Source organism: Mycobacterium sp. NGS15, from assembly GCF_059813245.1.
Map to the genome: position 1 here is coordinate 266998 of NZ_JCALEF010000007.1, position 12198 is coordinate 279195.

At 66.5% G+C, this 12198-nt stretch carries 11 protein-coding genes; 6 read left to right on the top strand and 5 right to left on the bottom strand.

The window, feature by feature from the left end; genetic code table 11:
* From AC5Y5C_RS22125 to AC5Y5C_RS22140, 4 genes are all read right to left on the bottom strand, one after another.
* Window positions 1-1158, bottom strand: a complete 1158-nt coding sequence (locus AC5Y5C_RS22125; RefSeq protein WP_499976497.1) for a glycosyltransferase family 4 protein — start codon at window positions 1156-1158, stop codon at window positions 1-3.
* 19 nt (window positions 1159-1177) lie between these two features.
* Complete coding sequence (locus tag AC5Y5C_RS22130; RefSeq protein WP_499976771.1) at window positions 1178-2341, bottom strand: hypothetical protein; 1164 nt, start codon at window positions 2339-2341, stop codon at window positions 1178-1180.
* A gap of 65 nt (window positions 2342-2406) precedes the next feature.
* Window positions 2407-3546 (bottom strand): peptidoglycan hydrolase RipC, encoded by a 1140-nt coding sequence (gene ripC / locus AC5Y5C_RS22135; protein WP_499976498.1) that lies wholly within the window; start codon window positions 3544-3546, stop codon window positions 2407-2409.
* 181 nt (window positions 3547-3727) lie between these two features.
* Window positions 3728-3949, bottom strand: a complete 222-nt coding sequence (locus AC5Y5C_RS22140; protein ID WP_046253397.1) for a hypothetical protein — start codon at window positions 3947-3949, stop codon at window positions 3728-3730.
* A gap of 92 nt (window positions 3950-4041) precedes the next feature.
* Between AC5Y5C_RS22140 and AC5Y5C_RS22145 the strand changes: the two genes are divergently transcribed.
* Together AC5Y5C_RS22145 and AC5Y5C_RS22150 are read left to right on the top strand one after the other, a co-directional pair.
* Window positions 4042-4794 (top strand): class I SAM-dependent methyltransferase, encoded by a 753-nt coding sequence (locus tag AC5Y5C_RS22145; protein WP_499976500.1) that lies wholly within the window; start codon window positions 4042-4044, stop codon window positions 4792-4794.
* 36 nt (window positions 4795-4830) lie between these two features.
* Complete coding sequence (locus AC5Y5C_RS22150) at window positions 4831-6624, top strand: DEDD exonuclease domain-containing protein (protein WP_499976501.1); 1794 nt, start codon at window positions 4831-4833, stop codon at window positions 6622-6624.
* On the opposite strand, the gene trpD is transcribed toward AC5Y5C_RS22150, so the two are convergent.
* Complete coding sequence (gene trpD / locus AC5Y5C_RS22155) at window positions 6584-7660, bottom strand: anthranilate phosphoribosyltransferase (RefSeq protein WP_499976502.1); 1077 nt, start codon at window positions 7658-7660, stop codon at window positions 6584-6586. The two genes, AC5Y5C_RS22150 and trpD, sit on opposite strands and share 41 nt — an antisense overlap.
* Before the next feature lie 269 nt (window positions 7661-7929).
* On the opposite strand from trpD, the gene ctaE reads away from it, so the two are divergent.
* Genes ctaE through qcrB form a run of 4 tightly spaced genes read left to right on the top strand, consistent with a single transcriptional unit; the run spans window position 7930 to window position 12144 of the window.
* Window positions 7930-8472 (top strand): aa3-type cytochrome oxidase subunit III, encoded by a 543-nt coding sequence (gene ctaE / locus AC5Y5C_RS22160; RefSeq protein WP_499976773.1) that lies wholly within the window; start codon window positions 7930-7932, stop codon window positions 8470-8472.
* Window positions 8469-9341, top strand: a complete 873-nt coding sequence (gene qcrC, locus AC5Y5C_RS22165; protein ID WP_499976503.1) for a cytochrome bc1 complex diheme cytochrome c subunit — start codon at window positions 8469-8471, stop codon at window positions 9339-9341. The genes ctaE and qcrC overlap by 4 nt, the downstream gene beginning before the upstream one ends.
* Window positions 9320-10507 (top strand): cytochrome bc1 complex Rieske iron-sulfur subunit, encoded by a 1188-nt coding sequence (gene qcrA / locus AC5Y5C_RS22170; RefSeq protein ID WP_499976505.1) that lies wholly within the window; start codon window positions 9320-9322, stop codon window positions 10505-10507. Before qcrC ends, qcrA begins: the two co-directional genes overlap by 22 nt.
* Window positions 10504-12144, top strand: coding sequence for a cytochrome bc1 complex cytochrome b subunit (gene qcrB, locus AC5Y5C_RS22175; protein ID WP_499976506.1), 1641 nt, complete (start codon window positions 10504-10506; stop codon window positions 12142-12144). Before qcrA ends, qcrB begins: the two co-directional genes overlap by 4 nt.
* Window positions 12145-12198: the final 54 nt, after the last annotated feature.

Sequence of the window (12198 nt, forward strand, 5' to 3'; positions counted from 1 at the left end):
TTAGGCGGAGCCGCTGACCAACTCGGCGAACCGGGCTGCGTGGTGGTCCCAGCGCCACTGTTCGGTCACCCAGGTGCGCCCCGCCGACCCCATCGCGGTGGCGCGCGCCGGCTCCGACAGGATCTGGACAAGCGCATCGGTGATCGCGGGCACCGATCTCCCATCTACGACGAATCCTGTCTCGCCGTCGCGCACGGTTTCCGGTGCGCCCCCGGAGTTTCCGGCGACCACCGGAACTCCGCAGGCCGACGCCTCCAGGAACACTATTCCCAGGCCCTCCACGTCGAGACCCGCCCCGCGCGTACGGCAAGGCATCGCGAAGACATCGCCCATCGCGTGATGGGCGGGGAGCTCTTCCCACGGCACACCGCCGGTGAACACCACATGCTCGTCGACGCCACACCGAGCGGCCAACGCACGCAACGGTTCCGCATACGGCCCGCCACCCACGATCACCAGCGCCGCGCCGTCCACGTGCTCGCGGATCGCCGGCAGCGCTTCGATCAGCATGTCCTGACCCTTGCGCGGAACGAGCCGGGAGACGCACACAATGGTCGGCCGATCGCCGAGCCCATAGCGCCGCCGCAGCTCTTCGCGTGCCCCCGGGTCCGGGCGGAATCTGCCGGTATCGACACCGGCAGGCAGATGTTCGAGTGCGGCCTGCGGACCGAATGCCGCGGCAAAGCGACCGCGTGTGTAGCGGCTGACATAGGTGATCACATCGGTGTTGTCCCCGATCTGCCGCAGCGCGGACCGCGCCACCGGAAGCATGGACCAGCCCACCTCGTGCCCATGCGTGCTGGCTGCTGTCATCGCGGCCCCTGCCGCCTTCGCCGCCGAGGACAACAACGCCAGCGGCGCGGCCGCGCCGAACCACACCACATCGGAGCGCTGCGATCTGATGAGGTCCACCATGCGCTGCCGGACACCGGGGCCCGGAAGCATCAGCGAGGTCGGGTGGCGCACCACCTGGTAATCGGCGGCGGCATCGTAACGCTCGCACCCTTTCCATCGCGGCGCGTAGACGGTCACCTCATGCGATCCGGCCAGCCGGATCACCAGCTCCTGCAGGTAGGACTGGATACCGCCGGGCCTGGGTGGAAAATCGTTGGTGACCAACAGAATCCGTCGTCGCTGGCCGCCAGGCTGAAAGGTCACAGCACCTACCGTACTGGGCCTACCGTAGTGGACGAGAGCCGAGCCAGCTCTGCCACTGCCGAACCAGCGTTGCCTCGTCGATGCCCAATGCCCGCTGGATCGCCGTGCCTTGCGGGCCTGGCGCACGATCGGCCCCGTAGCGGTACAGCTGCACAAGCTTGGGCTCACCGAAGGCCTCGGCTACGTATTGCGCCACCGACCAGGCCTCCTCGTACGCCTGTGTGCGGCGGGGCCCCGGACCGTCGATGTCCTCATCGGTGGGTAGGTGGTCCGGAACCCGGCCCGCCGCAAGGGAACTCGCCAACGTGGGCGCGGCGTTCCGGAACGGGGTGCCGCTACCGCGGCGCCCGTTGTAGTCGGCCACCCCCTCCACCAGCCACAGGGGCGCATGGTCGCCGGTGACCGTGCGGGCCGCAGCGTGGAAGAGCTCGTGGCGCAGCACCACACGGAACTGATCCGGCGGGAGTGCTGCCGAGCCGGGCGCGAAGACCACCCGCTGCCCCACGGCGACTCCGTTATCGACACGGTCGGCAACGGCGGCGGCGGCTATTCCGCCGGTGTGTTCGCCTCCGACAAGCGCCGCGAACTCGGCATCGGTCTGCGCCGCGATCAGCAGCACCCCCACGTGCCAGCGCGGGCCCCAAAACTCCGACAGCGATGCCAGCGCACCAGCCATCTCATCGACGAGTCGTGGCGCCACCGCCGAGCCGGGGTGCCCGAGCACCACCATGTCCCGGTCCCCTGCCCTCTTCCGCGTCTCCACGACCGGCGCGAACTGCCAGGGCACGGCGACCGCGCCGGCGTCGGACAACCGCCAGGCGTCATGGTCGCGCCGCACACCGACCGTGACGGGACGCCGGACAGCGACTTTGTCCACGCCGCTGACCGCGTAGACCAGAGCGGCGTCTAGTCTCCATTGCTGTTGCAAGGCAACAGGATCGGCCGGAATTTCGGCGGCCAGCCGGTACTCGAAGGTGTCCGTCTTCAGCCCCGAGAGATTCTCCTGCACCCGCCGCTGAGCCGCGATCAACCCGGGTCTGTCGGGTGCGAGCACGGCACGCAATGCCGTGTCGTCGTGGCTGCGCAACGCCTCGGAGTAGCGGGTCAGCAATGCCTGAATCGCTGTGCGCACATCGTCGGACGGTGCGACAGGGCGTGCTCGACAACCCCCGCAGAGAATCAACAGGACCACCGCGCAGAGCGATGCGCAGCGTGCTACTCCGGGCACACGTGGACGATGCCCGCGGCTCAGTAGCGGCGCGCGTTATAGATCGGGCCGGATGACGTGATCGGCGCGACCGCGACCGGAACACCATAGGTGGAGGCGTGCACCATCATGCCGTTGCCGACGTAGATGCCCGTGTGCGAGGCGTCCCCGTAGAAATTGATGACATCGCCTGGCTGCAGATCGCTCAATGCGACGGGTGTACCGCCACGTGCGAGCGCCTGGCTGGAGTGCGGCAGTGACACACCCTGCTGACCGTAGGCCCACATCACCAGACCCGAGCAGTCGAAGGCGTTGGGGCCAGAACCGCCCCACGAGTACGGCGCACCGATCCGGGTCAATGCCGCCGCGACGGCGTTCGCACCGACAGCGGAACCTCCACCGCCGATGGCGGCTTCCGGCGCGGGTGCCGCGGCGGCGGCCTGCATCAGCGGCTCGTCCGGGGCCTGGCCCGGCTCGCCGGCGGGCGGCGGGGGCACGGGCGCCGGTGCCAGCAACTGTGCCCGCTGGCCGGGGCTCAACGTGTTGTACTGCGATTTGACGACTGCGATCTGCACCTGCAGCTGACTCTGCTTGGCCTGCAGCGAAGCACGTACGTTCTTGGCCTGCTCGGCGGCCACCCGGGCCTGCTCGGCGGCGTCACGAGACCGCTGCTCGGCCTCGTCTGCCGAGGACTGCGCAGCGCGATAGCTGTCCATCCGGCCACGCATCTCGCTTCCCACCGTGCGCTGCACCGACAGCTGATCAATCAGGTTCTGCGGCGAGTTTGACGTCAGCACGGCGCCATAACCACTGGTGTTACCACCCATGTAGGCGGCGACCATTGCCTTGTTGACGTCGACTTGGTACGTGGACACCGCCATGCGTGCGGCCTTCGCAACGGCCTCATCGGCGAGGACTGCCTTTTCGGCATCGCGCTGAGCCGACAGTTTGGCGTCGAGATCGATCTTCGCCGAGTTAGCTGCCTCGGACGTCGCCTCGGCCTGGCGGGACAGCTCGTTGAGCTTCTTGACGGCATCGTTGTTGGGGTCGGCGGCCGCGGTCTGACCACCCGCAAATACCCCGCCGACCAGGGCGGCAGCAGTCATCGCGAGCATGACACGACGAAGAGGAGAGGGCGTCGATCGATCCGAGTGATTTCGAAGAAGACGCCCGACACTCACTGACTACATCCCTTTACTGCAATTTGATCGCCACGAACTACGGCGCCGATAGGTCTCAGACAGGTTACGAAATGGCATCGACATTGTCCACCGGAGTGTGGAACGACGTCAGTGTCGCGTAAACGTCAGTTCTCCTCCCCGTTCCCGGGGCGGGCCATCGTGTACCTCTTTCGAGTGTGCCCTATGCGACTCCCGCATCGGGCGTCTTCGCCGAATCAGGCGTGTCGTACGTGCGCTGAATCGGCACCAGACGCAGCCTGGGTGCCATCCCTGCCTCGGCCAGCACGGCCAGCGCGGCGCGTTCGTCGTCGGCGAGCGTCTGGGGCACCCCCAACAGCACGCTGACCACGCAGTCACCGCATCCCGGGCCACGCATCGCGCAATCGTCGCAATCGATGAGCATGGCTCCTCCTCTCCCATGAGTCGTTCTTTCGGGTTCAGGCGGACGGTAACCGCGCCCACCGACAACCAGGCGGTCCCTGGCACGCTGGCGGTATGACGGAGCAGCCGCAACCAGCACATACCGACCGCCGCCGGGCTGAGTCGTTTGGAGACTCCGCCGACGCCTATGACCGTCATCGCCCCCGCTATCCGCGGCCGCTGATCGACGAGCTGGTGTCCGGCGGGCCGATGCGCGCCCTGGATGTGGGCGCAGGCACCGGAATCGCCACCGCACAGCTGGCCGCGGCCGGCGCCGAGGTGCTGGCCGTCGAACCGGACGCGCGGATGGCACAGGTGGCGGCGGGCAAGGGCATCGCCGTCGAGGTCGCCACGTTCGAGGACTGGCAGCCGACGGGCCGAACATTCGATCTGGTGCTTTTCGCTCAGTCCTTCCACTGGGTGGAGCCCGCCGCCGCACTACCAAAGGTGTCGGCAATGCTCCGCCCCGGTGGCCGCCTCGCTCTGGTGTGGAACCGGATTGTGCCCACCAGACCGACCCAGACCGAGCTCGACACCGTCTACACCGATTACCTGGACACCACGAGGCGCCCCTCCATCAGCACCGAGGACACCGTCTCGCCGATCATCGAGAGATCGGGGTTTCACGTGCGGCACTCCCATTTCCTGGAGCGGCGACATTTCTCCACACAGGCGTACCTGGACATGGTCTTCACCTACTCCAATCACCTCACGCTCGATGTCTCCGCGCGCAGCGTCTTGCGGTCCCGGCTCGAGGAGAAGATCGGCGCCGGCGGCGTCGACACCACCAACGATGCGCTCGCCCTGATCTGCACCCCCGTGGCGTGAGCCCGATCTGTCGGTCCTGAGTTCTACGGTCACGACATGACGCAACTGACCTTCGACGAGGTGCACTCCTTGTCGGGGTCGTCGGCACAAGCCCTGCGTGACACCACCTTTGTCGTGGTGGACCTGGAGACGACCGGGGGCAGCGCGCACAACGATGCGATCACCGAGATCGGCGCGGTGAAGGTGCGGGGCGGCGAGGTGCTCGGGGAGCTGGCCACGCTGGTAGATCCGAAACGATCGCTGCCGCCACAGATCGTCCGTCTCACCGGCATCACCTCGGCGATGCTGGTGAACGCACCACCGATAGAACAGGTGCTTCCGATATTTCTCGAATTCGCACGCGGCGCAGTACTGGTCGCCCATAACGCCGGCTTCGATATCGGATTTCTCAAGGCAGCCGCGCGGCAATGCGGCATCGACTGGCCACAGCCCACGGTGCTGTGCACGGTCCGGCTGGCCCGCCGGGTGTTGTCGCGCGATGAGGCGCCGCGGGTCAGTCTGGGCGCGCTGGCTCAGCTGCTCGGCGCATCTACTACCCCGAATCACCGGGCACTTGATGACGCCCGGGCCACTGTCGATGTGCTGCATGCGCTGATCGGCCGGGTCGGCAACCAGGGCATCGACACCATGGGAGAGCTGCGACGGTACCGCACGCACGTGCCCAACGCGTTGCGCGACAAACGCTCTCTGGCCGACGGGATGCCTTATACCCCGGGCGTTTACCTGTTCCGTGGGCCGTCCGGCGAGGTGCTGTACGTGGGCACCGCGGTCAACCTGCACCGCCGCGTGCAGCAGTACTTCACCGGTGCAGACCCGCGCGGCCGAATGCGAGAGATGGTCACCATCGCCACCGCGGTGGACCACGTGACCTGTGCACACCCCCTGGAGGCGGCGGTGCGCGAGCTGCGGCTGTTGGGTGCGCACGCACCGCCGTACAACAGGAAGTCGCGATTCCCACACCGCTGGTGGTGGGTGGTGCTCACCGAGGAGCCATTCCCCCGTTTTGCCGTGGTCCGGACCACAAGCGGGCGCCCCATGCTCGGTCCCTTTCGCGCACGCGGCGACGCCGCGACCGCCGCGCTGGCGCTCGCCCGGTTCACCGGCGTGCGCACATGCGCCACACGCATCGGCGCCAACGGCCGGCACGGCCCCGTCTGCAACGGCCAGTCCTACCCGCACGACACCGCCTCTCCCTGCCCCGCCCCTGTCGGGGCGGACGCACGTGAATACCGGGACTCCCTCAGCCCGGCCCTCTCGGTTCTGGCCGGCACCGACGGGCAACCGCTGCACGCCATGTGCGACAAAGTGACCAGCCTGGGCGGTCTGCGGCGGTACGAAAGCGCTGCGCGACAACGCGATGCGACAGCCACTCTCATCGAGACACTGGCCCGCCAGCACCGCCTGCACGCCCTCTCGCGCATCGAGGAGCTGATCGCCGCACGCCCAGACGGTGACGGCGGATGGCATATCGCCGTGATGCGGCATGGTCAGCTGGCCGGTGCCGCGGTGGCCCGCCGGGGTGTCCCTCCCATGCCGGTGGTGGCGGCCGCCTCGGTGTCGGCCCAAGTGGTACTGCCGACCCCCGAACCGTTCAGCGGGGCCGCACCCGAGGAGACCGGGCTGATCACCCGCTGGCTGGCCGAACCCGGTGTACGCATCGTGTCCTCGACAGACGGCTACGCCGAGCCGACGGGATGTTCAGGACTCCTGCGGGATTGGGCAGCGACGGCACGCAGCGCACGCATCGCACACGCCGTCCACCGGGATGACTGGGGGATGGCCGAGCTGATCAGGCCCGGGCGTCCTGCTCCGTCCCAAGCCGTTGGCTGACGACGATCCACCGATCCAGCAGCGCGGCCGCTGCCCCCGAATCGATCGTGCTGGACACCCGCGCGAGCGCATTCTCCCAGGCCGGCAGCCATTGTGCATCGCTGGCCAGCCCGGCATGCGCCACCATGGCGCCCGCAGCGTTGAGCACCACCGCGTCGCGAACAGCCCCCGTTCCGCCGGCCAGGACCGCCCGGACCTCGGCGGCATTGAACTCCGGATCACCGCCTACCAGCTCGTCCAGCCGGGCACGCGCGAAACCGAACGCCGCCGGATCGAACCGCAGCTTGTCGACGGTGCCCGCCTGAACCCGCCAGATAGTGCTGGTTGTGGTGGTGGTCAGCTCATCGAGCCCGTCGTCACCGTGGACGACCAACACGCTGGACCCACGTCCGGCGAAGACCCCCGCCGTCACCTCGGCCAGGTCCGCGAACGCACAGCCGATCAGACCGGCCCGCGGGTGGGCGGGATTCGTAAGCGGCCCAAGCAAATTGAATACGGTGGGGACACCGATCTCGCGGCGCACCGCGGAGGCGTGCCGGTACGACGGGTGAAAATGTGGTGCGAAACAGAATCCGATTCCCACCTCGGCGAGACTGCGCGTCACCTGCTCGGGCCCCAGGTCGATGCGTACCCCCAGCGCCTCCAGCGTGTCGGCGCCACCGGCCAGCGAGGACGCGGCCCGGTTGCCATGCTTGACCACCGGCACCCCGCACGCCGCCACCACGATGGAGGCCATGGTGGAGAGGTTTACCGTATTCGCGCCATCGCCCCCAGTACCGACGATGTCCACGGCGTTAGCGCCGATTCGTTCGCCCGAGGGAAATCCGATCGCGTGCGAGAGCATGGTGTCGGCCAGCTCCCCGACTTCATCGGAGGTCGGGCGCTTCATCCGCATCGCCACCCCGAAGGCCGCGATCTGGGCGGGGGTGGCGATGCCGGTCATAATCTGGTCCATGGCCCAGGCCGCCTGACCCGCCGACAGATCGCGACGGTTGGTCAGCTCCCCCAATACCAGGGGCCAGGAATGTTCGGGCACGCCGCAAATGGTCCCATGGACACAACGCGGACAACAAAGGACCAAATGCCTTCCGGGCACGGTGCGACACGCCGGGGCATGGACCGTCGGCACCACTCTCGTCAGAGGCCACACAGGTTGTGGGGAGTCGGTCACAAATCAATGTCGGACCCGGGTGGCTCTCGACAACTACAAAGCGTCATACTTACGGCGTGACGACCGCAGCAGCCCCAGGATCGCCGGCGGGAACCGCCATTACCCAGCGGGTTCATTCACTGAACCGGCCCAACATGGTGAGTGTTGGCACCATTGTGTGGCTTTCCAGTGAGTTGATGTTCTTTGCTGGACTCTTCGCGTTCTACTTCACCGCCCGGGCCCAGTCCGGTGGTAACTGGCCGCCGGAGCCCACCGAGCTGAACCTTGGTCTTGCCATCCCCGTCACCGCAGTGCTCGTCGCCTCGTCCTTCACCTGTCAGATGGGTGTGTTCGCCGCAGAACGCGGCGATGTCTTCGGGCTGCGCCGCTGGTACATCATCACGCTCATCATGGGCACCTTCTTCGTCCTCGGCCAGGGCTACGAGTACATCAACCTCGTGCACGAGGGCACCACCATCGCCGGCAGCGCCTACGGCTCAACTTTCTACTTGGCCACCGGCTTCCACGGTCTACACGTTATCGGTGGCCTTGTCGCCTTCATCTATCTGCTGGTTCGCACCCGGATGAGCAAGTTCACACCAGCCCAGGCAACCTCCGCGATCGTCGTGTCCTACTACTGGCACTTCGTCGACATCGTGTGGATCGCATTGTTCGCCACCATCTACTTCGTCCGATGAACCAGCCCAACTCGGTGAAGGGAGCGCCACAGTTGAGCGTGGAGCCCGTAAACAACACAGCCGCCAAGACTCGCGCGCGCCGCAAGTTCCGCCGTCGTATCTCGGCAGGTTTGCTGCTGCTGATAGCGCTGGTGGTGGCCGGCGGCCTGGCCTCTACCTTCACGCCCACCCCGCAGGTCGCGGTGGCCGACGAAGACAAGTCGGCGCTGCTGCGCACCGGCAAGCAGCTGTATGAGACCTCGTGCATCACCTGCCACGGCGCCAACCTGCAGGGTGTGCCCGACCGTGGCCCTAGCCTCATCGGCGTGGGCGACGCGGCCGTCTACTTCCAGGTCTCCACCGGCCGGATGCCGGCCATGCGCAACGAGGCTCAGGCCCAGCGCAAGGATCCGATCTTCGACGAGGAGCAGACCGACGCCCTCGGTGCGTACATCCAGGCCAACGGCGGCGGACCCCAGGTCATCCGTGACGGCGACGGCGCGATTGCGCAAGAGTCGTTGCGCGGCAATAACGTCGCCCGCGGCGGTGACCTGTTCCGGTTGAACTGCGCGTCCTGCCACAACTTCACCGGCCGCGGCGGGGCCCTCTCGTCGGGCAAGTTCGCTCCCGAACTCGATCCGGCCAATGAGCAGCAGATCTACACCGCCATGCTGACCGGCCCGCAGAACATGCCCAAGTTCTCGGATCGGCAGCTGACCCTCGACGAGAAGAAGGACATCGTCGCCTACGTCCGCGCCTCAAGTGAAACACCGGACCCCGGCGGGTACGGGCTCGGCGGCTTCGGACCGACCTCCGAGGGCATGGCCATCTGGATCATCGGCATCGTCGCCGCCATTGCCGCGGCACTGTGGATTGGAGCGCGCGCGTGAGTGGCGATCCCAAAGTAGAGATTCCCGGCGACGAGCAGCTCGCGGCCATGAGCCGTGATGAGCTGGTCAAGCTCGGCACCAACCTCGACGGTGTCGAGATCGTCTACCGCGAACCGCGCTGGCCCGTTGAGGGCACCAAGGCCGAGAAGCGCGCCGAGCGTCTTATCGCGCTGTGGTTCGCCCTCGGCGGCGTGTTCGGCCTGGCCCTGCTCGGGGTATTCCTGTTTTGGCCCTGGGAGTACAAGCCGTTCGGCGATCCGGGTAATGCGGCGTACAACCTCGCGACCCCGCTGTACGGCCTGACACTGGGTCTGTCGGTGCTGTCGCTGGGTATCGGCGCGGTGCTGTACACCAAGAAGTTCATCCCTCAGGAAATCTCGATCCAGGATCGCCACGACGGCCCGGGATCGTCCGAGGTAGATCGCAAAACCATCGTCGCGCAGCTACAGGACACCCTGGAGACCTCGACGCTCCCCCGCCGCAAGATGATCGTGCGGGCACTGGGCTTCGGTGTCGGCGCCATGGGGGCCGGCACCGCCGTCGCCTTCATCGGCGGCATGATCAAAAATCCCTGGGCGCGTGTGGTTCCCACCGCCAACGGCAAGCAGCCGGTGCTGCTCACCAGTGGATGGACACCGCGCTACCACGGCGAGACCATCTACCTGGGCCGAGCCGTAGGCAGCAGCTCCAATTTGCTGCTCAAGGTCCGTCCCGAGGACATCGACGCCGGTGGCATGGAGACCGTGTTCCCGTGGCGTGAGTCCGATGGTGACGGCACCACCGTCGAATCGCACGAGAAGCTGGCGGAGATCCAGATGGGCATCCGTAACCCCGTGATGCTGATCCGAGTGCGCCCGACCGACATGCCCAAAGTGGTCAAGCGCAAGGGACAAGAGAATTTCAACTACGGTGATCTGTTCGCGTTCACCAAGATCTGCTCGCACCTCGGTTGCCCCACGTCACTGTTTGAGCAGCAGACCTACCGGATCCTGTGCCCGTGCCACCAGTCGCAGTTCGACGCACTGCACTTCGCTAAGCCCATCTTCGGGCCGGCCGCCCGTGCACTGGCACAGCTGCCCATCACCGTCGACAAGGACGGATACCTCGTCGCCAACGGCGACTTCGTCGAGCCCGTCGGACCCGCATTCTGGGAGCGCAAATCATGAGCGAAACAGCCCAAAAGCCGTCACGCGCAGCCAAGCAAGCTGAGGCGATGGACTCTCGGTATCACCTCGCCGCCGGGATGAAGCGGCAGATCAACAAGGTCTTCCCCACGCACTGGTCGTTCATGCTCGGTGAGATCGCGCTGTACAGCTTCATCATCCTGCTGCTCTCGGGTGTGTACCTGACGCTGTTCTTCGACCCATCCATGTCGGAAGTCACCTACAACGGCGTCTACCAGCCGCTGCGCGGTGTGCAGATGTCCAAGGCCTACGAAACCACCCTGAACATCAGCTTCGAGGTGCGCGGTGGCCTCTTCGTGCGACAGATCCACCACTGGGCGGCGCTGATGTTCGCGGCCTCGATCATGGTGCACATGGCGCGCATCTTCTTCACCGGCGCATTCCGGCGGCCCCGCGAGGCCAACTGGGTGATCGGCTCGCTGCTATTCATCCTGGCGATGTTCGAAGGATTCTTCGGGTACTCGCTGCCCGACGACCTGCTCTCCGGCACCGGTATCCGCGCGGCGCTTTCCGGCATCACCATGGGTCTTCCGGTTATCGGGACCTGGATGCACTGGGCGCTGTTCGGCGGCGACTTCCCGGGCGGGATCCTGATACCCCGTCTTTACGCCATGCACATCCTGCTGATCCCCGCGATCATCCTGGCCCTCATCGGCGTGCACCTGGCGCTGGTCTGGTACCAGAAGCACACCCAGTTCCCCGGTCCGGGCGCCACCGAAAAGAACGTGGTCGGCGTGCGCATCCTCCCGGTGTTCGCCCTCAAGGGCGGAGCGTTCTTCGCCTTCACCACGGCCATCCTGGCGCTGATGAGTGGTCTGCTGCAGATCAACCCGATCTGGGTACTGGGCCCCTACAAGCCCTCGCAGATCTCTGCAGGTAGCCAGCCCGACTTCTACATGATGTGGACCGACGGGCTCCTGCGCATCATCCCGGCCTGGGAGATCTACCCATTTGGCCACACCATTCCCCAGGCGGTATGGGTGGCCGTCGGTATGGGTGTGGTGTTCGGCTTGCTCGTGATGTACCCGTTCATCGAGAAGAAGCTCACCGGCGACGATGCCCATCACAACCTGCTGCAGCGTCCGCGTGATGCTCCGGTACGCACGGCCATTGGAGCGGCGGCGATCTCGCTGTACATGCTCTTCACGCTGATGTGCATGAACGACATCATCGCGCTGAAGTTCCACATCTCGCTGAACGCGACAACATGGATCGGCCGCATCGGCGCGCTCATCCTGCCGGCCATCGTGTACTACCTCGCCTACCGGTGGGCCATCGGCCTGCAACGCAGCGACCGCGCAGTCCTGGAACACGGCATCGAGACCGGCATCATCAAACGGCTGCCGCACGGCGAATACATCGAGATCCACCAGCCGCTGGCCGGAGTCGACGAGCACGGCCACGCCATCCCGCTGGAATACCAGGGCGCGGCGGTACCTCAGCGCATGAACAAGCTCGGATCGGCCGGCGCACCCGGCACCGGCTCGTTCCTGTTCGCCGACCCCGCCGACGAGCAAGCCGCACTGGTGGAGGCCGAACACGAGGCGCATCACAAGTCGCTGCTCGCTCTCAAGGAGTACCAGGACGGCGAGCCGTCGACGAACGGCCACGGCCACTAGAAGTCAGATCGACGATTGGGCCCCGCACGCGAAAGCGTGCGGGGCCCAATGTTT